The 25,853-nt window shown below is 67.2% G+C and carries 24 protein-coding genes; 5 read left to right on the plus strand and 19 right to left on the minus strand.

Features of this window, described 5'->3' with window-relative positions; translation table 11 throughout:
* Nucleotides 1-29 precede the first annotated feature (29 nt).
* On the minus strand, nt 30-1,484 hold the full coding sequence (gene hpaB / locus J7I79_RS10400; protein ID WP_214952913.1) for a 4-hydroxyphenylacetate 3-monooxygenase, oxygenase component: 1,455 nt from the start codon (nt 1,482-1,484) through the stop codon (nt 30-32).
* 72 nt (nt 1,485-1,556) lie between these two features.
* Nucleotides 1,557-2,096: a flavin reductase family protein gene (locus J7I79_RS10405; RefSeq protein ID WP_214952915.1), complete on the minus strand. Its 540-nt coding sequence runs from the start codon at nt 2,094-2,096 to the stop codon at nt 1,557-1,559.
* 142 nt (nt 2,097-2,238) lie between these two features.
* On the opposite strand from J7I79_RS10405, the gene J7I79_RS10410 reads away from it, so the two are divergent.
* A complete protein-coding gene (locus tag J7I79_RS10410; RefSeq protein WP_214952917.1) occupies nt 2,239-2,973 on the plus strand; it encodes an IclR family transcriptional regulator in 735 nt (244 codons plus the stop codon).
* Between the two features lie 17 nt (nt 2,974-2,990).
* Here the strand turns inward: J7I79_RS10410 and J7I79_RS10415 are convergent, their stop codons facing one another.
* The 4 genes from J7I79_RS10415 to J7I79_RS10430 form a co-directional block, all read right to left on the minus strand.
* The gene (locus J7I79_RS10415) at nt 2,991-4,388 is read right to left on the minus strand and encodes an MFS transporter (protein WP_251042642.1); all 1,398 of its coding nucleotides are present in this window, start codon (nt 4,386-4,388) and stop codon (nt 2,991-2,993) included.
* 120 nt (nt 4,389-4,508) lie between these two features.
* Nucleotides 4,509-7,577: an AAA family ATPase gene (locus J7I79_RS10420; RefSeq protein ID WP_214952919.1), complete on the minus strand. Its 3,069-nt coding sequence runs from the start codon at nt 7,575-7,577 to the stop codon at nt 4,509-4,511.
* Entirely contained in the window at nt 7,574-8,746 is a 1,173-nt protein-coding gene (locus J7I79_RS10425) for an exonuclease SbcCD subunit D (RefSeq protein WP_214952921.1), read from the minus strand. Before J7I79_RS10425 ends, J7I79_RS10420 begins: the two co-directional genes overlap by 4 nt.
* A gap of 60 nt (nt 8,747-8,806) precedes the next feature.
* A complete protein-coding gene (locus J7I79_RS10430; RefSeq protein WP_214952923.1) occupies nt 8,807-9,835 on the minus strand; it encodes an MIP/aquaporin family protein in 1,029 nt (342 codons plus the stop codon).
* Nucleotides 9,836-10,043: 208 nt separating this feature from the next.
* Here J7I79_RS10430 and J7I79_RS10435 point away from each other — a divergent pair, with 208 nt between their 5' ends.
* Nucleotides 10,044-11,165, plus strand: a complete 1,122-nt coding sequence (locus J7I79_RS10435; RefSeq protein ID WP_214952925.1) for an ADP-ribosylglycohydrolase family protein — start codon at nt 10,044-10,046, stop codon at nt 11,163-11,165.
* Here J7I79_RS10435 and J7I79_RS10440 read toward each other — a convergent pair.
* Together J7I79_RS10440 and J7I79_RS10445 are read right to left on the minus strand one after the other, a co-directional pair.
* The gene (locus tag J7I79_RS10440) at nt 11,155-11,736 is read right to left on the minus strand and encodes a DUF4395 domain-containing protein (RefSeq protein ID WP_214952927.1); all 582 of its coding nucleotides are present in this window, start codon (nt 11,734-11,736) and stop codon (nt 11,155-11,157) included. The genes J7I79_RS10435 and J7I79_RS10440 overlap by 11 nt on opposite strands.
* A 102-nt stretch (nt 11,737-11,838) precedes the next feature.
* The gene (locus tag J7I79_RS10445; protein WP_214952929.1) at nt 11,839-12,855 is read right to left on the minus strand and encodes an exonuclease domain-containing protein; all 1,017 of its coding nucleotides are present in this window, start codon (nt 12,853-12,855) and stop codon (nt 11,839-11,841) included.
* 139 nt (nt 12,856-12,994) lie between these two features.
* Between J7I79_RS10445 and J7I79_RS10450 the strand changes: the two genes are divergently transcribed.
* A complete protein-coding gene (locus J7I79_RS10450; protein WP_214952931.1) occupies nt 12,995-13,765 on the plus strand; it encodes a VTT domain-containing protein in 771 nt (256 codons plus the stop codon).
* A gap of 100 nt (nt 13,766-13,865) precedes the next feature.
* On the opposite strand, the gene rdgB is transcribed toward J7I79_RS10450, so the two are convergent.
* The 6 genes from rdgB to clpS all read right to left on the minus strand — a co-directional run bounded on the left by rdgB (nt 13,866) and on the right by clpS (nt 18,231).
* The gene (gene rdgB, locus J7I79_RS10455; protein ID WP_214952933.1) at nt 13,866-14,540 is read right to left on the minus strand and encodes an RdgB/HAM1 family non-canonical purine NTP pyrophosphatase; all 675 of its coding nucleotides are present in this window, start codon (nt 14,538-14,540) and stop codon (nt 13,866-13,868) included.
* Complete coding sequence (gene rph, locus J7I79_RS10460; RefSeq protein WP_104172370.1) at nt 14,537-15,295, minus strand: ribonuclease PH; 759 nt, start codon at nt 15,293-15,295, stop codon at nt 14,537-14,539. Before rph ends, rdgB begins: the two co-directional genes overlap by 4 nt.
* Before the next feature lie 85 nt (nt 15,296-15,380).
* Nucleotides 15,381-16,178, minus strand: coding sequence for an MBL fold metallo-hydrolase (locus J7I79_RS10465; RefSeq protein WP_104172369.1), 798 nt, complete (start codon nt 16,176-16,178; stop codon nt 15,381-15,383).
* A complete protein-coding gene (gene murI / locus J7I79_RS10470) occupies nt 16,175-17,191 on the minus strand; it encodes a glutamate racemase (RefSeq protein ID WP_396020188.1) in 1,017 nt (338 codons plus the stop codon). The genes J7I79_RS10465 and murI overlap by 4 nt, the downstream gene beginning before the upstream one ends.
* A gap of 112 nt (nt 17,192-17,303) precedes the next feature.
* A complete protein-coding gene (locus tag J7I79_RS10475; RefSeq protein WP_104172367.1) occupies nt 17,304-17,870 on the minus strand; it encodes a DUF2017 domain-containing protein in 567 nt (188 codons plus the stop codon).
* Entirely contained in the window at nt 17,863-18,231 is a 369-nt protein-coding gene (gene clpS, locus J7I79_RS10480) for an ATP-dependent Clp protease adapter ClpS (protein ID WP_028270073.1), read from the minus strand. Before clpS ends, J7I79_RS10475 begins: the two co-directional genes overlap by 8 nt.
* 37 nt (nt 18,232-18,268) lie before the next feature.
* Between clpS and J7I79_RS10485 the strand changes: the two genes are divergently transcribed.
* Together J7I79_RS10485 and J7I79_RS10490 are read left to right on the plus strand one after the other, a co-directional pair.
* Nucleotides 18,269-19,597, plus strand: coding sequence for a nicotinate phosphoribosyltransferase (locus tag J7I79_RS10485; protein WP_311380560.1), 1,329 nt, complete (start codon nt 18,269-18,271; stop codon nt 19,595-19,597).
* Entirely contained in the window at nt 19,597-20,247 is a 651-nt protein-coding gene (locus tag J7I79_RS10490; RefSeq protein ID WP_104172364.1) for an isochorismatase family protein, read from the plus strand. The genes J7I79_RS10485 and J7I79_RS10490 overlap by 1 nt, the downstream gene beginning before the upstream one ends.
* Before the next feature lie 25 nt (nt 20,248-20,272).
* On the opposite strand, the gene J7I79_RS10495 is transcribed toward J7I79_RS10490, so the two are convergent.
* The 5 genes from J7I79_RS10495 to J7I79_RS10515 all read right to left on the minus strand — a co-directional run bounded on the left by J7I79_RS10495 (nt 20,273) and on the right by J7I79_RS10515 (nt 25,823).
* The gene (locus tag J7I79_RS10495) at nt 20,273-22,048 is read right to left on the minus strand and encodes a DEAD/DEAH box helicase (RefSeq protein WP_104172363.1); all 1,776 of its coding nucleotides are present in this window, start codon (nt 22,046-22,048) and stop codon (nt 20,273-20,275) included.
* Between the two features lie 207 nt (nt 22,049-22,255).
* Entirely contained in the window at nt 22,256-22,591 is a 336-nt protein-coding gene (locus J7I79_RS10500; RefSeq protein WP_214952937.1) for a DUF3039 domain-containing protein, read from the minus strand.
* A gap of 39 nt (nt 22,592-22,630) precedes the next feature.
* Nucleotides 22,631-23,413, minus strand: coding sequence for a glucosamine-6-phosphate deaminase (gene nagB, locus J7I79_RS10505; RefSeq protein ID WP_214952939.1), 783 nt, complete (start codon nt 23,411-23,413; stop codon nt 22,631-22,633).
* 50 nt (nt 23,414-23,463) lie between these two features.
* A complete protein-coding gene (locus tag J7I79_RS10510; protein ID WP_214952940.1) occupies nt 23,464-25,035 on the minus strand; it encodes a transporter in 1,572 nt (523 codons plus the stop codon).
* Nucleotides 25,017-25,823 carry an ABC transporter ATP-binding protein gene (locus tag J7I79_RS10515; protein WP_214952942.1) on the minus strand — a complete coding sequence of 269 codons (807 nt, stop codon included), beginning with the start codon at nt 25,821-25,823 and terminating at the stop codon, nt 25,017-25,019. Before J7I79_RS10515 ends, J7I79_RS10510 begins: the two co-directional genes overlap by 19 nt.
* Nucleotides 25,824-25,853 lie beyond the last annotated feature (30 nt).

Consider the following 25,853-nt stretch of genomic DNA (forward strand, 5'->3'; position numbering starts at 1 on the left):
GGCGTCCGGGCACGCACAATACCGTCCTCTCAGTCCTCCCTGTTGAGGAATTCCCGGACCCGGGCACGGACGGGCTCCCGGTCATAGGTATTGACGAGGGCGCCGGCCATCCGGACGGGATCCCCGAAGAAGAAGTACTCGTAGAGGGACTGCCGACCCGAGAACCCTGAGATGGACGCGTCGAACGCCAGCTTGAACAGGCGGACGCGCTCAGGGCCGGTGAGCGTCTTGCCCTGCAGGTACGTGTCGATGTCCGCCCTGGCCTCGCTGTTGACATCAGCCTCACCGGGCAGCGCCATGAGCCCCGACGCCGAGAACTTCCGGATGATCTGCGGGAAGCGCTGGGCGATCTTGGGGTACCAGTTCCTGGCTGCGTTCAGGGTGGACCACTTGGGCAGCATCATGCCGGCCTCGTTGAGTTGGGCGTCCGCCTCGGACGCCCGGACCAGCGCCTTGCCGATTTCGACGTCGATGATGAGTTCCGCGATGTCCTCCTGGATGTGCTGGAAGCCGTCGATGCCGATCGAATCGGCGAGCTCGGACGCCAGCCCGAGGAAGAACTCGCTCTTGGCGATAGTCCGGGTGACCACTTGGTGCGTCATCAGGGCACCCGCGCCGGTCTCCGTATAGAAGGCATTGCAGAGCTGCGGGTTGCCGAGCATGAAGATCCGCTCGCTTGGCACGAACACGTTGTCGAAGATTGCGACGGCGTCCATCTCCTCATAGCGCGAGGCCAGCGGTTCGTCGTGGGTGCTGCCGCCGTTGTACAGCGAGGTGCGGCAGAGGTAGCGCAAGCCCGGCACATCGTTGGGGATGGCGAACGCGAAGGAATAGGGGGCATCCTCTGGGGTGCCTCGCAGCACAGTGGACGGGAAGACGAGGAGTTCATCGGCTATCGGGGCGATGGTGGCCAGCATGCGGGCGCCGCTGACCACGATGCCGTCATCCCGCTCCTCGACGATGTGCGCCGTCAGCTGCCCGCCCATCTGTTCGGAGCCCGAGACGGAGCGGTTGACCTGCGGCGGGATCAGCGTATGCGTGGCCAGGACGTCATTCTCACGCGCCCACTCGTAGTACTTCCGGATATTTTCGCCGAATTTGGGGTCGGCCTGCGCGAACCATTTCTCTGCGGTACTGAGTGCCGTCAGGGCAGAGTTCATATAGTCTCCCGAGCGGCCGAGGAAACCGTTGGACGATTCGGCCCACGTGGAAATTGCCCTCCGCCGGCGCTGGAGGTCCTCAACCGTCCTGGGCACCAGGAAGGATGCGTTCACCAGATCGCCAGTGGAGGGCGAGGCGTACGTCAGGGCTTCCTGGTATGCGGGGTCGTGCTGCATGTCGAACAGCTTCGCGTAGGACTTGGCCACGTTGCGGAACGCGGGGTGCTCGGCGATTTTCTCGCTGACCACTTCCCCGTCGATCACCACATGGGGCGTCAAGGCGTTGAGCTTGTCCAGGTACTGCTGGCCGGTGCGGATGCCCATTGTTGTTCCTCCAGTCGTCGTTGAGCTGTAGTGGGGTTAGTCAGTGGCCCACAAGGTTCGGGGATGGCAGCGCTACAGAAGGTCCTCCATGCCCAGCTGGCTCTCCGGGATGGTGGTGAAGGCGCTGTTGGCGAAAGCCAGGGCGTCTCCGTTGCGGTAATTGAAATCCACCACCTCGCCGAGATACAGGGTGTGGTCGCCTCCGTCGTACTCCGCCCATGGCGTGCACTCGAAGTAGGCGAGGACGCTGGACAGCCGCGGCGCTGTCCCACCTTCCACCCACCGGGGTTCGGGCCCCGGGCGGCCGGCGAAGTGCATGGCCAACTGCCGTTGTTCGGCGCCCAGGATGTTCACGGTAAACGGACGGCCGGCCAGCTCATCGTGGGCCTTGGCGGTCCGCGCAATACTGACCAGGACCAGGGGCGGCTCCATGGACACGGACATGAACGAATTGACGGTGATGCCGTGGCGCTTGGCGGCGCCGTCGAACGTCACGATCGCGACTCCGGTGGCAAACCTGCCGAGGCTCCCGCGGAAATGGTGGGACCGCGGGGCCGATGTCCTGCCCATGACTTCGGGAGCCTCTCCCGGGCGGGGCCTGGCAATCATCATTGATTCCTTGATTTGGCTGTTCTATATTTGAATTGTTCTATAGTTGAACATATAGTTCCCATATGGAACGCTAGCCCAAAGTGAGGCGCAACACAAGACCCTCCGGGCAGGGCGCCACAGTTCCCGGCCTAGGATGGACAACATGACTCAGACCGCAGGCGCCGGCGCACAGGCTGCGCCCGCGCCGGCTTCCCCGTCCCAGACTCTTTCGCGTGGCATCCGCGCACTGGAAATCCTGGCGGAAGCCGAGCAGCCACTCACCATCGCGGAGCTCGCGGACGCCATGGGTGTCCACCGTTCCGTGGCGTACCGGATCCTGCGCACGCTGGAGGACCATTCACTCCTGGTCCGGGACGACGCCGGCAGGGTCCAGCCCGGCCCGGGCCTGGCCGTCCTGGCGAGGGGGGTTTCACGCACGTTGCAGTCGGCGGCATTGCCTGAGCTGACCCAGCTTGCCAACAGCCTGAACATGACCGCCTTTATCGCGGTGTGGGACCACCAGGATTGCATCACCCTCGTGACGGTGGAGCCTAGGCACTCGGCCGCGACAGTGGTCCAGCACCCCGGCTCGCGGCACCCGATCAGCGCCGGAGCCCCGGGCATCGCCATCCAGTCGGCGCTCACGGAACAGGACTGGAAGCTGTTGGCACCGGACATTCCCTACCGGGCCGAGGCGGCGGAAGCACGAAAACGCGGCTATGCGGCAAGCCACGACGAAGTCATTGCCGGGGTTTCATCGCTGGCGTCCCCCATCAACGTGCCGGGCGGCCGCCCCGCATCGGTCGCCGTCGTCTATATCCGCTCAACGCAGGATCCTGCTGTGGTGGCGGCCGCCCTGACAGCAAGCGCCGCCCGCATCGAGAAGCAACTGCTGTAAGGCGCCGGGCCGGCGCCTTACTCAGCGGCTGCCGGCGTCGCCTTCCTGCGCTGGCGGATTACGACGGCGGCGGCCGCCCCGAGCAGGAACAGCGCCGCTGCGGCGCACACCGGTACGAGGAAAGCTGCGGAATACCCCTGGTGTTGCGCCAGCTGCCCGGCAATGGAGGACCCCAGGGCCGTGCCGGCGACAATGCCGCTGGCGAGGGCTGTCATGACCGTTCCCAGGCGCCCGGCAGGAGCCACCACCCCGCCGATGGCGAACACGGTGACCATCAGCGGACCCACCGGCAGTCCCAGTACAAGCAGAACCAGAACCATCGGGAGCGCCGAGGCCGGGAGCAGCAGGAGCACGGCGAGGCCGGCCATCAGCACGGCGCTGACCATCCAGCGTGCTGACAGCGTGAAGCGCTGGGGCCAGTAGGCAACGCTCAGTGCGGCCGCGGCGGAGCTCAGTCCCATGACGGCGTACAGGAGCCCCGCGATTTCGGCGGTGGCGAAGCCAGCGGAGAAGGCGCTCAGCCCGGTCTGGGTGGAACCGAAAAATGTTCCCATGCACACCATGGCCAGGACGGGCAGGGCTACGGCCGCCATGCCCGCGCCCCGGCTGCCAGCAGCCGGGGAACCGGCGGCGGCGGGGCCAGCAGCTGGGGAAGTGCCACGCCGGCGGCGCACGCTCAGGGGTACGGCGCGGTGCGTGCGGTGGACGGCGAACGCGGGAACCAGGGTGATGGTCAGGGCCGCGGCGAGGGCAAGCGGGAGCCACGGGGCGATCAGGCTGGCAAGGATGCCCACCAACGCAGGGCCGAGGACGAAGGTCAGTTCATCCGCCGTGCTTTCGTAGGACAGGGCGGCGTCCAGGTCCTGTGCGTTCCCCGCCTTGCTGCCCCGGGCGGTCAGGGCCATCCACCGGACTCGGGCAAGGGGACCCACCTGGGGACAGCTCGCTCCGGCCACGAAACCCGCTGCAAGGACGGGTACCGCATCCGCCAGGTCCCGGCCTGACGGGACGAGATAGGCCGTGAGGATCAGGGCCGCCACGGCGGCGGTATTGAAAATCGCGGCGAACAGCAGCACAGGCCGCTGGCCCATCCGGTCCGCCCACGCACCGAGGACAGGGGCCCCCAGCGCCGAGCCGATGCCGACGGCCCCGGCTGCTGCTCCGCCGACGGCGTACGAGCCCGTGACCGCGGTAACCAGGGTCAGCGCGCCCACTGTCAGCATGGCCAGGGGAAGACGGGCGAAGAGTCCCAGCGGGATGAATCCCCTGCCAGCCAGCAAAGGGAGCCGGGCGTAGCGGCCACCCGTCCGCGAAGGCAGGCTCGGGAAATCCTGCTCAGAATGAGCGGCGGGGCGTGCGGTGTCCGCGGCCGATGATGTTGCGGCGGATGCCTGCAAAGACGTTGAAGTGGTCATTATTCCGGGTTCGTTCAAGAGTGCGCATCGTCCCTCCTCCCGATGCGCGCGACCCGGTAACTCTTCAATTGTAGCCGAGGCCTCCGCGCGGCGAACGAGGACCCGGCGTGTGCCTGCGAGTCATGCCACGGCGTCGTCCGAAATGTGAAGGGTGGAACCGTTGCGACCCTTGACCACCTGCAGCTGGGTGTTGATGCGTTGCTTCATTTCCGGCACGTGGCTCACAAGCCCGACCACGCGGCCGCCGTCCCGGAGCCCCTCGAGGGCGTCCATCACCTGTTCAAGGGCCTGCTCGTCGAGGCTGCCGAAACCTTCGTCGACGAAGAGTGTCTCGATGTCGACTCCGCCGGACTCCTGCTGCACCACATCGGCGAGACCCAGGGCCAGGGCCAACGAGGCCATGAACGATTCGCCGCCGGACAGCGTGGCGGTGTCCCTGCGGTGGCCGGTCCACTGGTCCACGACCTCCAGTCCCAGGCCGGATTTGGCTCCGCGGGCCGCTTTGGCGTCCGTGTGCTGCAGGGTATAGCGGCCGTCGCTCATGCCGACCAGCCGCTCCGAGGCGGCGATGGCCACCTGCTCAAGCCTGGCCGCGAGCACGTAGCTGTTCAGGCTCATGCGGTAGGTGTTGTCCCCGGCGCCGCGGGCTGCTTCGGACACGGCGGTCAGCAGCGCTGCACGTTTCCTGGGTCCCTGGCCCGAAGCTGCGAGCCGGGCGTAGTCCGCCGCGATCCGCCGGACGGTCAGCACTGACTTGTCCGCGAGGCCTGCGCCCACGACGGCTTGCCTGGCGGTTCGTTCAGCGACGGCACCCTCGGCACGGAGCAGTTCGAGCTCCGCGGCCTCCACCGGGCCGTCCGATTCCAGCTCCCGGGCGGCCAAGGTGAGCTCCTCACCGGCGAAGAGTTCCGCGACGCGCGCGGCCTCGTCCTGGCCGGCGCGGATGGCGGCTTCGAGCGCAGCCGCGTCCGGGGCCGGCAGCAGGACGGACCGCACCGCATCCACGGATTCGAAGCCGGAGTCCGGGAGCGCCTGCTCCAGCTGCTGGCCGGCGTCCGCGGCCCGCAGCCGGGCCTGTTCGAGACTGGTCCGGGCCGCATCTGTCCGTTCCAGGAGCGCCGTTGTTCCACTCAGGGATGTGATGCGGCCGCCAAGGGTCGGGTAGCCGGCACGCAGTTTGCGCAGTGCCCCGTCCAGGGCGTCGGCCTGTTCCAGGACCTCCAGAAGGGTGGAATCCGTTTTCGCGACGCGGGACTCAGTGGCCGCCTGCGTCGATTCGGCAGCAGAGATCTGGTCGCCCAGTTCCATTTGCCGTTCCCGGCCCGCAGCGAGTTCCGTGGCCGCCAGGACGGCCTGGTCCGCCCGTTCCTTCGCCAGGGCGGCGTCGGCGCGGGCTTCCTCCGGCGGAGTGTCGCCGCCTTGGGCAGCCAGGACGGCGACCTGCTGCCGCACCTCGGCAAGTTCCGTTTCCAGTGACGCAAGGACCGCTTCTGCTGCCTCGCAGGCCTCCTGGGCGACCCGTTCCGCTTCAGCGACGGCCAACGCCGCCGTGGCCGCGGGCGCGGGAGACGGATGCTCGGGGCTCCCGCACACCGGGCAGGGCTCGGCCGGCAGCAGCTGGGAAGCGAGTTCCGCAGCGGCATTGGCGAGCCGCTCTTCCCGCAGATCCAGCCAGCGCTGACGGTGGTTCTGGTGGTCATCCCGGGCCAGGCGGTGCCGTTCTGTAACGCCGGAACATACCTGGACCGCTGCGGTGTGCCGGCTGACCATGGCCACGAGTTCTTCTGCGGCCGCGGCTTCCTTGGTCCGCAGCTGGGCCTCCGCAGCGAGCTCCTCGAGGGGCTGCACCCGCGCCAGCAGCACGGCAGCCTCGTCGCGCAGTGCATCAAGGGCAGCCGCGCCGGCCCGGCTTGCCTGCCCCAGCTGCTTCAACGTCGTCTGAAGTTCGGTCCTGCGGGCCACCATCCCGTCCAGCCTGGCCTCGTCAGGCAGGCGTTCCTCGAGCACAGCGCGGAGGGACCTCAGGCGGCTGAGCTCGCTGCGCAGTACTTCAGCCTCGAAGAATGGTTCGCCCGGGCCGCCGTTGCCTTGGCCGGCGGCGGACAGGGCAACAAGCTCCGGGTCCAGAAGTACCGCCGCGTGCAGTTTGTCGGCCGCCTCGGCCATCGCCCTGGCAGCCCGCTCTTCGGCGTCCCCGGCCCTGTCCATGGCGTGAAGTTGGCCACCAAGCACTTCGGCCTTGCGGTGCAGGCCAAGGCGCTCAGATTTTCCCTCGAGCTCGGGGGCTGCGGCGTCTGCGGCGGCCCGCCGCCGTTCTGCTGCCGAGAGTTTCGCCTGGCGGGCGGTGCGAGCGGCGGCAGCCTCGAGGCGTCTGGCGCTCCCGGTGCGCTGCGCTTCCGCCTGCTCCGCTGCGGATTGCAGAGCCGCTGCCCTGGCCGCAACGGCCTCCTGCAGCCAGTCAAGGAGTTCCTCCGGGCCCTCCGGCTGAGGGAGGGCGCCCGGCAGGTCCTGTTCCGGCGGCGCCGCTTCGGACCGGGCCTGTGCCAGCAGGAGGTCCAACTGGTTGTTCAGGCCGGCGACCTCCGCACGGGAATCGGCGGCCCGGCGGGCAAGTTCCTGTTCCACGGCTTCGAACCGTTGCGTACCAAAGAGGCTTTGGAGCAGGTCGAGCCGGTCCGCGGGTTTCGACCGGAGAAAGGCGGCGAAGTCGCCCTGCGGCAGCATGACCACCCGGGTGAACTGGTCCCGGTCCATGCCCAGCACCGAACTAATTTCCGCTCCGGCTTCATCGTTCCGGCCGGACTTCTCGATCCACTGCCCGTCCACGCGTTCGCGCAGGAGGGTGTTGGCCTTCTGCTCCGTAAATCCGTTCCTGCCCCGTGCACTGGGCCTGTTCCAGGCCGGGATCCGTGACACTTCAAAGTGCCTGCCCTTGGCGGAGAACTCACATGTGACCCGTGGTTCGGCAGAGGCATCGGCGTGGTCGCTGCGGAGGCGCTTGCCTTCCTGGCGTGCGCCCGGCACGGATCCGTAGAGGGCAAAGCAGATGGCATCGAGCACGCTGGTCTTGCCGGCGCCGGTGGGCCCGTTCAGCAGGAAGAGTCCGTGCGCGCTGAGCCGGTCAAAGTCGATGTGCTCGGTGCCTGCGAAGGGGCCGAACGCGGAAATTTCGAGGCGGTGGATCCTCATCGTGACATCTCCTCCAGGCGTACGGCTTCGAGGGCTTCCCCCAGGACGGCAGCTTCGGCGTCGTCGGTGCTTCGGCCGCGAACGTGTTCGAGGAAGCCGCAGCAGATGGAAAGATCGTCCTCCGCTGCGGCGAGCCTGCTGCTGTAACTCGTCCTGGCGTCGGCAACCGCGCCTTCGGGATCGAAGCCCAGAACCAGTGTGTCCGGAAAGCGGGCCCGCAGTTTGTCCATGGCCTGGGCGGGACGCTGGGCATCCGTCAGGGTGATCTGGCAATAGGCGGCTTCGGCCCAGGAATGCTCCTCTGCTGAGAGCAGGTGGTCCAGCGTGCCCCGCAGTACGGCCAGGGAGCGCGGGGCGTCCCACAGGACCTCACTGACTTCGGTGATGCCCGTGGCATCCGCTTCGATCAGCCAGCCACCCTTGCGGTGCTTCGCCTCGGAGAACGAGTAGGCGAGCGGCGATCCGGAATACCGGACAGTCGGCGCGAGCGACTGCCTGCCGTGGAGGTGGCCCAGCGCGGTGTAACCGAAGCCGTCGAACAGGTCCAGCGGAACGGCGCCGACTCCGCCGATGCTCAGGTCCCGTTCGCTGTCCGAGCTGATGCCGCCGCTCGCGAAAGTGTGGGCCAGCACCACGGAATGGACCGGCCTGCTCGTGGCCCGGGCGCCCACATCGGCCCGGATTTTCCCGGTGGCCGCGCGCGTCACTTCGAAGTGGCTCGCGGGCTCAACGCCCAACTGCTCGGCGACCAGCCGGGGCTCGAGCCACGGAATGCCGTAGATGGCCAGCACGGGACCGTCAACCGTGGAGTCCAGCGGCAGCAGCACCGGGACGTCCAGTTCGGCCAGCCGGGTCCGCAGGTGCACTCCCCCGCGTTCCAGCAGCCTGGAGGCGAAGCCGAGGCGGATGGCGGAATCGTGGTTGCCGCTGGTGAGGACCACCTGCGCTCCTGCGTCCGTCAGCCGCACCAGGGCATCGTCGAGGAGGCGGACCACGTCAACCCCCGGGAGGGCACGGTCGTAGACATCACCGGCAATCAGGACGACGTCCACCTGTTCCGCGCGGACGAATTCGACCAGCTGGTCGATGAAGCCCTGCTGGGCGTCCAGCATGCCGACGCCGTGGAACGACCTGCCCAGGTGCCAATCGGAAGTGTGCAATAACCGCATGTTCTTAAGCTATCCGCGGGTACCGACAGTATTGCGGATCAGACACGGCAGGGCGGGCAACTACTGTCCGCGCTTGCCGTCGAAGAAGTCGCGGGCGTCGTCGTTGACGGCGTCGCCGCCGTCCGACTTCGGCTGTGCCGCCGGCGTACGCGGGTCAGCTGCACGGGCCGAAGGCTGCTGCGCGGAGTCCAGGTCGTCGGAGTCCAGGTCGTCGGCGCCAAGGTCGTCGTCGTCAAGACCGTCGTCGTCAAGACCGTCGTCGTCAAGACCGTCGTCGTCGGAGTCCAGTGCGGAGTCGTCCCCGGCGTGCGTTCGGGCCGGTACCGCCGGCGTCTCGGCAAAGCCGCGGAACACGAGGCCGGCGATCGCGGCGCCCACCAGCGGCGCCACCCAGAAGAGCCACAGCTGCTCGAGGGACCAGGTGTTGCTGAAGATGGCTGACGCGGTTGCCCGGGCGGGGTTGAAGGGGGTGTTGCCCACTGCCTGGCCAAGCTGCAGCAGGACGGCCAGCGTGAGTCCCACGGCGAAGGGTGCGGCGGCTTTGTTGGTGTTGCGCGCGGCGGTGGTGCCAAGGAAGACAGCGACCAGCAGGGCGGCGCCCAGGACCTCGACGAGAAGGACGCCGGCCATGGGCGCCTGGATGATGGAATGCTCGCCGAAGCCTGCGGTCACGGTGTCAAAAGCGGCGCGGGTGTCCTCGATCTTGGGGACAGTCCGCAGGACGCCGAACAGTGCCAGGGTTCCGGCGACGGCGCCAACAAGCTGTGCGCCGAGGTACGCCGCAGCTTCCGGCAGCCTGATGCGGCCGGCGATGGCGTTGCCCAGTGTCACGGCCGGGTTGAAGTGGCCGCCGGAAATGTACGCGAAGGCGAGCATGGCCGCGGTGACGGCCAGTCCCGTGGCAAGGGAGGCGGGCAGCGGGTTGGACTGCGGAATCGTGAACAGCGGGACGCCCAGCCCTGCGATCACCAGGAACAGGGTTCCAAAGGCCTCGGCTGACAAGCGGGCCACAAGCCCCGGTTTGAAGGCCTCCGGAGCGGCGTGCAAATCGGGACTTGAGGTCTGGTGTGCAGGCACAGGGGAGGTCATGTTTTGAAAAATCCTTTGCTTCGTTGCCCAGCCGGTGATTCCGGTGCGCGTGCGGGCGGCGGTGCACCCGGCATGTACTGTCCGACGTATTCTGCCAATTGAGTCTGGACGCTTGCTGGATCCGAGCTTAGCGGGCGGGCGCCTGTCGTTGCGACTGCGCGCCTGTCCGCGCACCGGGGCGTGACCCGCCCGGGGTAAATTTACTGACATGAGCACTGAACCTTTCCGCCGGACGGCGCCGACGCCCGAGTCCCGGATCCACGGCTGCCTGCTGGGCGGCGCCCTGGGCGATTCCCTTGGCTACGCCGTGGAATTCGATGATATTTCCACCATCCGGAGCCGCTTCGGTCCCGCAGGGCTCCAGGATTTTTCAGCGCTCGACGGCGGCAGCCACTTCTCGGACGACACGCAGATGACGCTGTACACAGTTGACGGCCTCGTAGAGGCGCTGGAGTGGGCCAACGACGGGACGGCCGCCGACGCCAACGCCTGCGTGTGGCTTGCCTACCTGCGCTGGCTTGCGACGCAGGGGGTGCCAGTCCCGCCGTCTGCACCGGTCCCGCAACCGCGCTGGATTGACGCTCAGGCAGCCCTGAAGCACCGGCGCGCACCCGGAAACGCCTGCCTCAGCGGTCTGGCCACCGGCGAAATGGGCACCGTGTACCGACCGGTGAATCCTGATTCAAAAGGATGCGGCACCGTGATGCGCTCGGCGCCGTTCGGGCTCATTCCGCATGTTCCTGCCGAGGCGGTCTACAAGCTGAGCTCGGACGCGGCGTCATTGACCCACGGGCACCGTTCGGCCCGGCAGAGCGCCGGAGCGTTCAGCCTCCTGATCCACGCCCTCATGAGTGGCCAAAGTCTCCCTGAAGCGGCCAAATTCGCCCTCAACCATGCGCGTGGCCAGGCCGACGCCGAACCGGCGCTCCTTGGCCGGCTGGAGCGGGCCCTTCAGCTCGCGGAAAGGTCGGGGGCAGGGGGGGCCACCGACCAACTGCTCAGTCCGGAAGACCTGGTGCGCGAGCTGGGAGAGGGCTGGGTGGCCGAGGAGGCCCTCGCCGTCGCGCTTTACGCGGTTTTGGCCACTGCGCCCGAAGGGGAGGTGACACCGGAGACAGCCGGCATTGAACCCGAGGCGCATTTCCGTGACGCCATTGCGCTGGCCGTGAACCACAGCGGTGACAGCGACTCCACCGGCTCCATTGCCGGGAACATCCTGGGTGCCTTCTACGGCGAGGAATGCCTTCCGGCCGAGTGGCTGGCAGCCCTGGAAGCCCCGGAGGTCATCCGGGGAATGGCCGGGCAGCTGATCACGGTTACTATCGGTTGAAATTGACGTTGTTGCAGGCTTCGCAGATTTCCGCCGGAATGAGTCCGCGGCGCTGAAGGAAACCGAAGATCGCGCAGCCCAGGCAGAACCCCGCGAACGCTTCCAGCGAGGCTGCCAGCACCAGCACGGCCAGGAGAATCCAGGCGCCGGGGGCCAGCCCTGCCGCGAACAGCAGTGCCGCGGCTGTTGAAATCGCCGCCCCGATGCCCTGCGCGAAGCGCTTGGGCGGGCCGGGGACCAGCTTTGCCCGGCCCAGGCGCGGTGCCAGGACCTTGACGGAGAGCTGTGCCAGGGGCGAAATCCTGGGGCCGAACAGCACGCGCATCCAGAAACCGGCGGCGATGACGGCCAGTCCCCATCCCCAGCCCGTCAGGAGTGTGACGGCGGCCAGCAGCACCACCAGGCCGGCAGTGATCCGGGCGGCGTACTCGTTGACCGGATTGGGGAATTCGAACACCATGCGCCAGTCGACGCCGGCGCGCCGGCTTCCCGCCGCAACCACGCCGCCGTTGCCCGGGGTCGCGTCAGCGGTAGTGTCAGCGGCAGTGTCGGTGACTCGGAGTTTGACCATGGTGCAAGGCTAGGAGGCGCCCTCCGGTACCGGAAGCATTGTTGCGCCGTATGACCCGCTGCAGCTTCGTGCGGCAGCCGGCACCCGGAGCCAACGCCCCGGCTAGAGCAGCGCTGCGGTTGCAGGAACCTGGCCGCCCACCATCTGCAGGAATTCGCCTTCGGACAGCACCTCGATGCGCTGGCCACGCTCGTGGAGCTCCAGGACGCGCCTGGCTTTGCCTGTCAGGCGGCCGGAGCGAAGGTCTGACGCCACAAAGCCGTCGCCGACCACCAGCACCGTGGTCCGGCCGGTCACCCTGCTTTCGGGTTGCGCGCCAAACTCCGCCGACAGGACCTTGGCGTCGGGCCGGCGCATGGCGAGTTCGCCCGTGAACACCACCGTCTGCCCGAACAGCGGATGACCGGGCTCGGCGTCGGTGTTCGGCACCGGGTTGGCCCCTTCTTCGGGCCATCCCGGTTTGAACGCCCGCACCGGCGCGGCTCCGCTGCCGCCGGCCGCCCCCAGGGCGGTGAGCGTTGCCTTGGAGAGGCCGTCGCGGGCGGGATCGAACGCCTGCTGATGCGGGAGCGCAAGTCCAAGTGACATGAAGAGTTCGGCGATGCTGCCGGCGCCGTTCCGCCGCGCGATGTCGATCAGGATGCCCGCGCACGCCCTGGCGTCCTCTGCCGCGTCGTGATGGTTGAGCAGCGGGACGCCGGCTTCCTCGGCTGCGTAGGGCAGCGAGTTGGAGACGAGCGAATAGCACCGGCGTGAGAGCATCACCGTGCAGGCGTAGTCGTAGGCAGGGCCCGGCAGGCCGGACACTTCCAGCGCGGAGCGGATCACGCCCAGGTCGAATGCGGCGTTGTGCGCCGCCAGCACGTCTCCCCCGATGAATGCGCCGATTTCGGGGAAGAGCTCGCCGAAGCGCGGCAGGCCGGCAACGTCTTCGGGCCGTATGCCGTGGATACGCACATTGTGGTAGTCGAACCGGTCATGGTTTTCGGGCGGCCGCATCAGCCAGGAGGCTTCCTCCACCACCACCCCGCCGCGGACCTTGCTGAGCCCAACGGCACACGGCGAACCGCGGAAGCCGTTGGCTGTCTCGAAGTCGATCGCCGTAAAGTCCAAACCCACGGCTCCACTTTAGCGTCGGCCCGTGCGGGCCCCGGTACCGTTGCCCCGTCTGTCGTGCGTGTCGATGGTCACGCCGCGGGCCACCGGGCAAAGTCCGGCGCCGGAGGTCCAGTAACCTTGAGGGGTGAACCTACATGCGATGAGTGACTTTGCCGTGTCCACCCTCGGGGGTGCGGGACCCGTGCAGCCGCACCTGGCCTCGTTCCTCCCTGACTGGCTCAACCCCCAGATTTTCCTGGCCGACCCGGCACTTGCCCCCTGGGTTGTGCTGCTGGTCTGCGGCATCATCTTCGCGGAGACGGGTTTGCTGATCGGATTCTTCCTGCCCGGAGATTCCATGCTTTTCACGGCAGGCCTCCTGGTTGCCACGGACACCATCAAGTTCAACATCTGGCTCTTTGCCGCGCTGATCATCGTCTCGGCCATCGTGGGAAACCAGACCGGTTACCTCATCGGTTCCAAGGCCGGCCCGGCGATCTTCAACAAGCCGGATTCGAAGCTGTTCAAACGCGAGAACGTGGAAAGCGCGCACGCCTTCTTTGAAAAGCACGGCGGCAAGGCGCTGATCCTCGCGCGTTTCGTCCCCATCATCCGCACCTTCGTTCCGGTGATCGTGGGCGTCGCGCAGATGAGCAAGCGGAAGTTCTTCCTCTTTAACGTCATCGGCGCCGTGCTGTGGGGCGGCGGAGTCACGCTCCTCGGTTACCTGCTGGGCGACCGGGTGCCGTGGGTGCGCGACAACCTGGACATCATCTTCATCGTCATTGTGCTGGTCTCCGTGATCCCCATCGGCATCGAAGTCCTGCGCGGGCTGTCCGCCAAGCGCCAGGCCGCCCACTTCGGCACGGACGCCGTGGACGAGTTCATCGAGGAGCACGCTCCGGAAGAAGATCGCAAGACGAACATGTAGGTCCGGCTTGCGGAAAGCCAGGCAACACGGATAAGGACGAAGGCGCCCCACAGTGTGGGGCGCCTTCGTCGTTGTTCCTGAAGCGTCGTTGTTCTTGAGGCTAGGCCTGCTCCCGCCAGCGATGCTCCGCCAGTGCCTCGACGATGGCCGGGAGCAACGCCCTGAATGCCTGGCCGCGGTGGCTGATGGCGTTCTTTTCCTCCGGGCTCAGTTCGGCGCAGCTGCGGTCAAGGCCGCTCGGCTGCAGCACCGGATCATAGCCAAAGCCGCCTTCCCCCCGCGGTTCGCGCAGCAGCGAGCCCTCAAGCTGGCCGTACTCCACCACCTCGTGTCCGCCGCCATCCGCTGCCTGGCCCGGCACGGCGAGAGCCGCCGCGCAGACGAAGGCGGCCCCGCGGTATTCATCCGGAACATCCGCGAGCTGGGCGAGGAGGAGCCGCAGGTTGGCGGCGTCGTCTCCGTGCCGGCCGCTCCACCGCGCCGAAAAGATTCCCGGTGCGCCGCCCAGCACGTCCACTGCAAGTCCTGAGTCATCGGCTATGGCCACCAGGCCGGTTGCCTCGGCGACTGCGCGGGCCTTCAGCAGGGAGTTCTCGGCAAACGTCACGCCCGTCTCGGCGACGTCCGGCGCGCCGACGGCACCGGCGTCCACCACCTGCGTGTCGACGTCGAGCCCTGGAACCTGCCCGCGCAGCAGCTCCCGGAGTTCGCGGAGCTTGCCTTTGTTGTGCGTGGCGAGGACCAGCACGGGAGCCGGGCCAGCCGCGTGGGTCACGGGGCTTCCGCCAGCGTTTCGCGCTGGATGGCCGCGAGCTGTTCGGTGCCCAGCAGGGCCAGGTCCAGCAGCTGGTTGAGCTCATCGCGGTCGAAGGGGGCTCCTTCGGCTGTCCCCTGGACCTCCACGAACTTGCCGGACCCGGTGACCACGACGTTCATGTCGGTCTCCGCGCGGACGTCCTCGACGTACGGCAGGTCCAGCATGGGGATGCCGTCGATGATGCCGACGGACACGGCGGCGATGGTGTCAATGAGGGGCTGCGCGTTCTTGGAGATCATCTTGTTTTCGCGGGCGAAGCGGATGGCCTCGGCAAGCGCCACGTAGGCGCCGGTGATGGCGGCGGTGCGGGTGCCACCGTCGGCCTGCAGGACGTCGCAGTCCAGCACAATGGTGTTCTCGCCGAGGGCCTTCGTGTCGATGATTGAACGGAGCGAGCGGCCGATCAGGCGGGAAATCTCGTGGGTGCGGCCGCCGATCTTGCCCTTGACGGACTCGCGGTCGGAGCGGGTGTTGGTGGCACGGGGCAGCATGGCGTACTCGGCCGTGACCCAGCCGCGGCCTTCCCCCTTGAGCCAGCGCGGCACGCCTTCGGTCAGGGAAGCCGTGCACAGCACCCGGGTGTTGCCGAATTCGATCAGGGCCGAGCCTTCGGCCTGCTTGGACCAGCCGCGGGTAATGCTGATCGGGCGGAGCTGATCAGGGGTACGGCCATCGGCACGAATGACGGGGGTGGCAATTGCTTCAGAAGTCATGCCTTTAGCTTATCGACCCGCGCGGTCCCGCCGGACACCTGTCAAAACACATTGGCGACCGACACACTCCAACCGGCCGGAAGCTTTAGACCGTGTAGTGCACTCCGGCCACGGCAACCGCGACGTCGCCGTTGAACACCGGCTTGGCCTCGGCCATGACTTTGGTCTGCGACGTCCACACCGGAATATGGGTGAGGAGGAGCCGGCGCGCCCCCGCGGCGGCTGCGGCCTCGCCGGCGCGTTTGCCGGTCAGGTGCACGTCCTTGATATCGTCGTCCCGGCCTTCCTCGAAGGCGGCCTCGCACAGGAACAGGTCCGCGTCCTTCGCGGCCTCTTCCAGCCCGGCGCAGGAGTCCGTGTCCCCCGAATAGGTAAGCACCCGGGTGACCGGAACGCCGTTGGCGGACGGTTCGGTGACCTCCACCCGAAGGGCGTAGGCCTCCTCAACGGGGTGGTTCACTGCGAACGGCGTCACGGTGTACGGACCGACTGTGACGGACTGCCGTTCAGTCCAGTTGGTGAAGTCGAATTCCTCGTGCATGCCGGGGTCAAGCTCCAGCCCATACGCCGTGGCCATCCGGTCCGCCGTGGCGGCAGGGCCCCAGACCGGAATCCGGTCACGCCCCCAGCCGCCTGGCTTCCACCGCACAGCCACATGGAGGCCGCACAGGTCCATGCAGTGGTCCGGATGGAGGTGCGTGAGGAAGATCGCGTCGATGTCCTCCAGGTCCGTGTACCGCTGGATTGCACCGAGGGCGCCGCTGCCGAGGTCCATCACGATCTTCCAGGTCCGCTCGCCGTCGTGGGCGGTCAGCAGGTAGCACGACGCCGGGGAGCCGGGTCCCGGGAAGGACCCGGTGCAGCCAACAATGGTCAGCTTCACAGGCGGAAACCTCCGGCCGCGGATCCGCTGACGAAGTTGGAGAGCCGTGGCCGGGCGGCTCCGGCCTGGGCGGCCGCGATCATCTCCGGCGTTATTCTTGCCAGGCTACCCGTGGGGTACTGTGCGGCGACATGGTCCACGTGCCGCACACTGAGCACTTCCGGGCCCAGGAAGCGCCTGGCCAGGGTTTCGAACTGGCCTGCTTCGCCGGTGGCGATGAAGTGGTGCTGCGGCGGGGCCTCGAGTGTCCGCTGCAGATCGTGCGAGACGAGTGCCCGGTAAACGTCCTTGGCTGTTTCCTCCGCGCTGGAGACCAGCGTGACGTCCTCGCCCATGACGTACGAGATCACTCCGGTGAGCAGCGGGTAATGCGTGCAGCCGAGGACGACGGTATCCACGCCGGCCGCGCGGAGCGGTTCAAGGTACTCCCGGGCGACGGCCAGCAGTTCCGGGCCGGTGGTAACGCCGGCTTCCACGTAGCTGACGAAAGCCGGGCAGGCCACGGACGTGATGTGCAGGTCCGGGGCGGCGGCGAAGGTGTCCTCGTAGGCGCGGGAGCCAACGGTCGCGGACGTCCCGATCACGCCCACCCGCCCGCTCCGGGTGGCGGCCACGGCCCGGCGCACGGCCGGCTGGATCACTTCGATGACCGGGATCCCGTAACGCGCCGTGTACCGTTCACGGGCATCCCGCAGCACGGCGGCGGAGGCGGAGTTGCACGCGATGGTCAGCAGCTTGACGCCGGAATCGACCAGCTCATCCATCACGCCCAGAGCGTTGGCCCGGACCTCGGCGATGGGCAGCGGTCCGTACGGGCCGTTGGCGGTGTCGCCCACATAGAGGATCGACTCGTTGGGCAGCTGGTCGATGATGGACCGCGCCACAGTCAGCCCTCCGACTCCGGAGTCGAAGATGCCGATGGGCCGCGAGCCCATGGGGCTGTTGTCCGTGCTGATCGCTGGGGAATCCGCCGCAGCTCCCGCTGCCGGATCCGTGCTCGAGGCTGTTGTCATGATTATTCGAGGATAGGGCTTCCCTGTTGGTGCGGCCATCACATTGTGTCGTCCGACTCATGTCGGATGGGTCACACTTGCGTGACGGGCCGCCGGGGGCACACGCTTCCGGTCAGCCGCGCGATTCCATGGACTGGAGCATGGCCTGCACCAGCGATTCCTGCAGCCACGTGGTGAAGTTATACACCAGCGCCAGGTAGCTTTCCACGTCTTCGGCCTGGGACCAGTCCTGCATGGTGTGGACGTGGTCGGCGTCGGCGTCGTCCCGGATGTCCAGCCGTTCGGCCAGGACAAGCCGGACGTCGTTGAGCGCCTGGGACCAGAGCCTGGCATCGGCGGGTGAAAGAACCACGTCATTGGTGTCCAGCCCCAGCGCTGCCGCCCGCAGGGCGCCGATCTTGTTTTCCCGCAGTGAGCGTTCGGTGAGCTGGCGGAACTCCAGGGAGGCGGCGTCGTCGTTCTTCGTGACGTTGGGTAGCAGCCGCCGCAGCGCGCGGTCCGACGGTTCCTGGACATTCATGTCCAGGCCGATCAGGGCGGTCAGCGGATCTTCGCTGGCACTTTCCGCCGGCTCGAGCATGGAGATGACGTCGTCAATCAGGCTGCGCAGCAGTTCCCGTTCCGCGGGTTCCAGGTACCCGGTAATGCCTTTGAGTCCGTATTTGAATGCCTTAGCCACGTTTGCCTTTACCCTTGCCGGATCCGCCGTCTTTGCCGCCGCCGGTGGCTTTCTCCACCGTTGCCCACAGGCCGAAGCCATGCATGGCGACGGCGTGCTGCTCCACCTGTTCCTTGCTGCCGTGCGCCACGATGGAGCGTCCCTTCTTGTGGACCTCCATCATGAGCTTGTTGGCCTTGGGCTCCGAATAGCCGAAGTAGCTCTGGAAGACGTAGCTCACGTAGCTCATCAAATTGACGGGATCATTCCAGATCACCAGGTTCCAGGGAATGTCCGGGGCCGTCAGGGCGTCGGTGGACGTCACTGTTCCGGTCTGGGTGCTCTCCTGGGTGTCAGGGCCGAGCGCAACGCTTAGGGTCATCTGTCCATTCTAGGGCGATGCGCACTAGAGTGAATTCGTGAGTACCTCTGCTGGCTGGGACCATCCCCGCACGTCTTTGTACACCGACCACTACGAGCTGACCATGCTCCAGGCGGCCCTGTACTCCGGCGCCGCGCACCGGAAGTCGGTGTTTGAGGCGTTCGCCCGCCGGCTCCCGGACGGCCGCCGCTACGGGATCGTGGCCGGAACGGGCAGGTTGCTGGAGGGCATCGCGGACTTCCGCTTCGGCGGCCCTGAGCTGGATTTCCTCCGGAGCACCGGAGTGGTCAACGCCGAAACCCTGGACTACCTGGCCGGGTTCCGTTTCACCGGCGACATCTGGGGTTATGCGGAGGGCGAAGCATATTTCCCCCACTCCCCCATCCTGATTGTGGAATCCACGTTCGCTGAGGCCTGCATCCTGGAGACGTACATTCTCTCGGTGCTCAACCACGACAGCGCCATCGCCTCGGCAGCGTCCCGGATGATCACTGCAGCAGGCACCCGCCCCTGCATCGAAATGGGCTCCCGGCGGACCCAGGAGGAATCCGCGGCCGCAGCCGCCCGCGCAGCCGTCATCGCCGGCTTCGACAGCACTTCCAACCTGGAAGCCGGGCGGCGCTACGGCATCAAGACCGTGGGCACCGCCGCCCACTCCTTCACGCTCCTCCACGACACCGAACGGGAAGCGTTCGAGGCGCAGATCGCCTCGCTCGGCAGCGGAACCTCGCTGCTAGTGGACACGTACGACGTCGAAACGGCCGTCCGCACGGCCGTTGACCTTGCGGGCCCCAAGCTGGGGGCAGTCCGGCTGGACTCCGGGGACCTCGTGGCGCAGGCCCAGTGGGTCCGGCAGTTGCTGGACGACCTTGGCAACGAGAACACCAAGATTGTGGTCACCTCGGACCTGGATGAATACGCCATCGCAGCACTGCAGTCTGCACCGGTTGATTCCTACGGCGTCGGCACCTCGCTGGTTACCGGTTCCGGTGCCCCGACTGCGAGCATGGTGTACAAACTCGTCAGCCGCACGGATGACGCCGGGGAATTCGTTTCGGTGGCCAAGGCCGCCAAGAACAAGGCGAGCAAGGGCGGCAGGAAGTACGCGCTGCGTCGGCTCAACGAGCGGGGCGTCGCCACCCAGGAGATCGTCGGGGTGGGACACCGGCCCGACGACGACGGCAACGACCGCCAGCTGCTGCAGCAGTTCATCAAGAACGGCGAGCTGCTCCCCGGCTGGACCGGAACGGAGGGCGTGTTCCGCGCCCGGCAGCGGCACGTGGACTCCATGGCAGAACTGCCCGCAGTGGTCAACCGGCTGCAGCGCGGCGAACCGGCTATCCCTACTCTCTACGAGGAGAACTGATGTCCCGCGCCCTGATCATTGTTGACGTCCAGAACGATTTCTGCGAAGGGGGCTCCCTCGCCGTCAAGGGCGGTGCTGAGGTTGCCGGGGCAATCAGCGAGTACGTCGATGCCCATCACGGCCAGTTCGACCACATCGTGGCGACCCAAGACTGGCACATCGAACCCGGCCTGCACTTCGCGGAGAAACCCGACTTTATTGACACCTGGCCACCGCACTGCGTCGCCGGCACTAAGGGCGCGGAACTGCATCCGGACCTGGATACCGAGTACATCCAGGCCTATTTCCAGAAGGGCCAGTTCACGGCCGCCTACTCCGGTTTCGAGGGCATCCTTGCCCCCGAGGACGCCGTCCCGACAGGTGACCGCAAGCCCGGCGCCCTGCCGTTGCCGGACGACGCGGTGGCGTTCACCGCCAGTTCATTCGCCGACGAGGATGCGATCGGCCTGGACGACTGGCTGCAGAGCCATGACGTGGAAGACGTCGTGATCGTGGGCCTCGCCACCGACTACTGCGTGATGGCCACGTCCCTGGATGCCGTCCAGGCGGGCTACTCCGTGACGGTGATCCGGGACCTGACGGCCGGGATCGCCGACGACCTCGACGACGCCTACGCCGAAATGGAACTGGGCGGCGTGGACCTGGCCTGAGCCGGCCCTTCGTTGATGGCCGGCCCTACTTGCGGCCGATGAACCAGTCCTGAAGCTTCCGCAGCCTGGCCTGCAGCTGTTCCTCGTTGGCCTGCGCCACCGGCGGGCCGCCGCAGACGGTGCGGAGCTTAGTGTGCACCACGCCGTGCGGCGTTCCGGTCCGGGCGGACCAGGCAGCCACGTTCTTTGCCAGTTCGTTGCGGAGGTCCATCAGCATCCGGTGGTCCGGCACGGCAGGCGCGGCAACCGGCTCCGTGGACCTGAGCTTCTTGCGGCTCTGCTGTTCGTGCTGGCGCTGGCGTAGCAGGGTACCCACCTGCTCGGCGTCCAGGAGCCCCGGGATGCCGAGGAAGTCCAGTTCATCATCTGATCCGATGTCGCCGCCGGTGCCGAACTCGCCGCCGTCGAACAGCACCCGGTCGAACAGTGCCTGCGAGTCCAGGGCCTCGAACTTGCCTTTGGTGAGGCTGTCGGAGGCTTTGTCCTCCCGGTTGGCCTCCTCCATCAGCGAGTCCTCCGGATTGAACAGGCCGTCGCCGTCCTCTTTCTCCGGCCGGTCCAGGGCGTGGTCCCGTTCGGCCTCCATCGAGTTCGCTAGCGCGGTCAGCTGCGGAACGGAGGGCAGGAACACGGAGGCCGTCTCGCCCCGCTTCCGGGCACGCACGAATCGGCCCACGGCCTGGGCGAAGAAGAGCGGCGTGGACGTGGAAGTCGCGTAGACGCCCACCGAAAGCCGGGGCACGTCCACACCTTCGGACACCATGCGGACCGCAACCATCCAGCGCTTTTCGCTGGCGGTGAATTCCTCGATCTTGCTGGATGCCTTGGCGTCGTCGGAAAGGATCACGGTGGGCGATTCGCCGGTGATCTTCTTCAGCTGGCCGGCGTAGGCGCGGGCGTCGTCGTGGTCGGTGGCGATCACCAGGCCGCCGGCGTCTGGCACGGTCCGGCGGACCTCGCTCAGGCGCTTGTCCGCCCCGGCCAGCACGGCCGGGATCCATTCGCCTGCCGGGTTGAGGGCGGTGCGCCAGGCCTGCGAAATGATGTCCTTGGTCACGGCCGTCTCGCCCAGGGAAGCGGCCATCTCCTCGCCGCCGCTGGTGCGCCAGCGCATCTGTCCGGAGTAGGCCATGAACATGACCGGACGGACCACGTGGTCACGGAGGGCGTTCCCGTAGCCGTAGGTGTAGTCGGCTTTGGAGCGGCGGATGCCGTCCCGGTCCTCGGCGTATTCCACGAACGGAATGGGCGAAGTGTCCGAGCGGAACGGCGTTCCCGTCAGCGAAAGGCGGCGTGCTGCCGGATCAAAGGCTTCACGGAGGCCGTCACCCCAGGACAGGGCTTCGCCGCCGTGGTGGATCTCGTCCAGGATCACCAGGGTCCGGGCAGCCTCAGTCTTCGCGCGGTGCAGCATGGGCTTGCTGGCCACCTGGGCGTAGGTGACCGCCACACCGATGAAGCCGCGGCCGTGCTGCCCGTCAGAGTTCTTGAAGTTGGGGTCGATCGCGATCCCCACCCGGGCCGCCGCATCAGCCCATTGGCGTTTCAGGTGGTCCGTGGGCGCCACGATGGTCACGCGGTTCACGGTGCCGGCTTCGATCAGCATCGAGGCCACACGGAGGGCGAAGGTGGTCTTTCCTGCTCCGGGTGTTGCGACGGCCAGGAAGTCCCTGGGGCCGGTCGCAAAGTACCGGTCGAGCGCCTCCTGTTGCCAGGCACGGAGTTTCTGCGCGGTTCCCCACGCTGCCCGTTCGGGGTAGGCCGGTGGCAGCGTTGGCCCGCCAAAGAGTGTCTCCGTCACGCAGAGCCCTCAATTCCCCGCGTTGCGGCAGCCGTCAGCGAAAGACACATAAACATAAACACCAATCTGTTCCGGAAGAGCCGCACTGGTCCGGTAACCACGATCATCACGTCACGGGACGCGCGCAGCAGGGAATAGCGCACCGTGATTTGTTGCCCTGGCCGGGCACGGTCACCTCAAGGAATGGGTGACCGCAGGAAGGGCCGGCTACTTGCCGGAATCGCCGCCCGAGCCTTTGCCGCCGTCGTTGCCGGGACGCAGGCCTTCGTAGACCTCTTTGCATTCGGGGCAGACCGGGAACTTCTGGGGATCGCGGCCGGGGGTCCACACCTTGCCGCACAGCGCGATGACCGGGTCGCCCGTCACGGCCGATTCCATGATCTTCTCTTTGCGCACGTAGTGGGAGAACCGTTCCCGGTCACCGGGCTCCACTTCCTGGCGCAGTTCCTCGCGCTCGATAGTGGCAGTGGACGTTCCTGCTCCGGAAAGCTCACGCATCGGGTCGTTTTCGAGGGGATCCGTCATGCTAGTCATGGCATCCATCTTAGCCGTTGTCCCGGACAAAAAAACTGAACCCCGGGGCTACAGGCCCTGCCACCCGGGCTTGTTGTCATAGGTGTGGCGGTAGTAGTCCGCCAGCCGGAGCGACGACGCAGCGGCCTCATCCACCAGGATTGTGGCATGCGGGTGCATCTGGAGCACGGACGCGGCGCAGATGGCGGCGACCGGACCCTCCACGAGGTCCCGGACAGCCTGTGCTTTCTGGGCGCCGGTTGCAATGAGGATCACGTGGCGGGCGTCCAGTATGGTGCCCAGCCCCTGGGTGAGCACATGGTGGGGAACATCATGAATGCTCTTGAAGAACCGGGAATTGTCCCGGCGCGTCTGTTCGATCAGGCTCTTGATCCGGGTCCTCGACAGCAGGGACGAGCCCGGCTCGTTGAACCCGATATGGCCGTCGGTCCCCACCCCCAGCAGCTGCAGATCCACGCCTCCGGCCGCCTTGATGGCTTCTTCATACGCCTCGCAGGCGGCCGGGATATCAGCCGCCGAGCCATCGGGGCTGTGGACGTTCTCCGGAGCAATGTTCACCCGGTCCGTGAACTCGCGCCGGATCACCTCCCGGTAGGACTGCGGATGCCCCGGCTCAAGGCCCACGTACTCGTCCAGGGCAAAGCCGTGTGCCCGGCTGAAGTCGAGGCCATCCTGTTCGTGCCTGCGGGCAAGTTCGTCGTAGACCGGCAACGGGGAGGACCCGGTGGCAAGGCCCAGGACAGCTTCCGGTTTCCGGCGCAGCAGGTCCTCGACGGCGTCCGCCGCCAGGGCTCCGATCTGCTTGCTCCCGGGAAGAATCACGATTTCCATGGCCAACCGCCTTTCCGCGTCCCTATTACTACATCATGCCCGTGGCCGGCCTATCGGTTGACTGCGAGCTGGGCCAGCAGTTCCGGGCCGCGCGCGTCAAGCCACTTGCCGCCGAGGCCGACGCCTGCCACGAAGAGGGCCAGTCCGAGGACCGGGCCCAGCACAAGGTTGATCCATCCGGGCACCATGCTGCCCATGATTGACTGGGCGATGAACAGCGCCACTTCCGGCAGCACCAGCACCAGCAGCACGCCCATCCCGCCGAACTGCACGGCCATGGTCTGGGCGACATTTCCCGGGGGCTTCTTGAACGGGCTGTCGCCCGGGAGCGGAACCGCAACGGTGTACCGCGCCGAAATAACGGACGCCAGGCCCAGCCCGGTGAACAGGACGCCAAGGGACAGACCGAGCAGCGACGGAAGCCATTCCCAGTCCCCGGTGAAGAAGAACGGGCCGATGCTGAAGACCAGCACGATCGGGAGTGCGAACGCCAGGCAGGCGAGGGCCCGCCCCAGCCTGTCGTGGACACCACGGACGCCGCTGGACAGATGGAGGGCGAACGCGGTGTTGTCGTACGAGACATCCGCGGAAATCGACCAGGCCAGCAGGAACGCCGCCAGCGGGCCGGTAATCGCGAGCACTCCGTAGTCACCGGTCTGGCTCGCCTGGAAGAACAGCAGGACGGGCAGCAGCGGAATGACCACCAGTGAACCTGAATACCGGGGATCGCGGAGCCAATAGGTAAGCGCCCGCGCCGCAATCGCACCCGTGGGCGTCGCGGGCATCACTCCGAACAGCCCCATCCTTCCGGCGCGCTTCTTGCCGCCGGCCGTGTAGGGCGGGGTGACGAGGGCATGCTGCAGGAGCACCTTCCAGCACCAGGCCAGGCCGGCCAGGGTTGCCAGCGCGATGAGGAGTTTCAGGACGGCCGGTCCGTAGTTGCCCGCGGCGGCGTCTCCGCCGAGCGACCACGCTGCGCCTGCCGGTGTCCATGCCAGAACCCGTGCGAGATCGGCCAGGAACCCGGCGGAGCCTGAAGCTCCCTGGGCAACAAATGCCGCCAGCGGCCCCATAAACATCAGCGGAACCATAAAGGCGAGGGCGCTGACATCCTTGAACCGCCGGGAGGACGCCAGGCCCGCCGTCGCCGTTGTCACCACTTTGGAGAGGACAACGCATGTCATCACACCCAGGACGGCACCCAACATGGCAGCCAGAACAGCAGGCACTCCCCTGCTCCAGGTGCCCACGGTGGCCAGCGCGACGAGGGCGGTGGCGATGCCGGGGATCCCGATCAGTCCGCCGAGGGCAAGCCCGGCCAGCAGCTGCGGCATGGGCACTGCCGCGGTGGTGAAGCGTGCCGGGTCCAGTGTCATGTCGGCGGAGGAGGCAACAACAGGGACGATGGCCCAGCCCAGGAAGGCGGCGGAACCGCCCAGCACCACGACAGTCTGGGCAAGCTCCAGCTCAGCCGTCCGGAGCAGTACCAGTGCCACGCCGAAGAAACCGGCGATCCCGACGGCATACAGCCCGCCGATGATCAGTCCCAGCAGCTGCCAGGGGCTGCGCCGGAGGCTGTTGCGCAGGAGCGTGATTTTCAGCCTTAGAAGGTGCGCAACCATTCCAGGCCCTCCGTCTGGCTCCGGCCGCCCACCAGCTGGACAAACCGGTCTTCAAGGGAGGCGCCGGCCCGGACTTCCTCCACCGTGCCGGCCGCGAGCACCCGGCCCGCGGCAACCACGGCCACGTGGTCGCACATCCGCTGGACCAGGTCCATGACATGGCTGGAGACGATCACCGTCCCGCCGGATTCAACGTAGCGGTCCAGGATGTCCCGGATGTTCGCGGCGGAGACCGGGTCCACCGATTCAAACGGTTCATCGAGCACCAGCAGCCTGGGGGCGTGGATGAGGGCGGAGGCCAGGGCGATCTTCTTGGTCATGCCGGCCGAGTAGTCCACCACCAGGGTTCCGGCGTCGGCGCTAAGGTCAAGCGCGGCCAGGAGTTCCGCCACCCTGGCGGACACCACGTCCTTGTCCATCCCGCGGAGCAGCCCCGCATAGCTCACAAGTTGTTCCCCCGTGAGCCGGTCAAACAGCCGCACGCCGTCGGTAAGGATCCCCATGAGCTTCTTGGCTTCGAGCGGCCTAGCCCAGACGTCGACGCCGTGCACCAGGGCGGTGCCGAAGTCGGGCCGGAGGAGCCCCGTGGCCATGGACAGCGTGGTGGTCTTGCCGGCACCGTTGGGACCCACAATCCCGTAGAAGGACCCTGCCGGCACGTCGAGGCTGATGCCGTCGACTGCGATCTTGCCGCCGAAGCGTTTCGCAAGGCCACGGATGACGAGGGCCGGAACGGGATGCTGCTGAGGGCCGGCGGACGGATCAGGCCCGGGTTGCGGTTCAGTCATGGTGCCAGCGTAGTCTCCCGGATGTGCCGG

It is taken from the genome of Arthrobacter sp. ISL-69, from assembly GCF_018613775.1.
Taxonomy (GTDB): Bacteria; Actinomycetota; Actinomycetes; order Actinomycetales; family Micrococcaceae; genus Arthrobacter.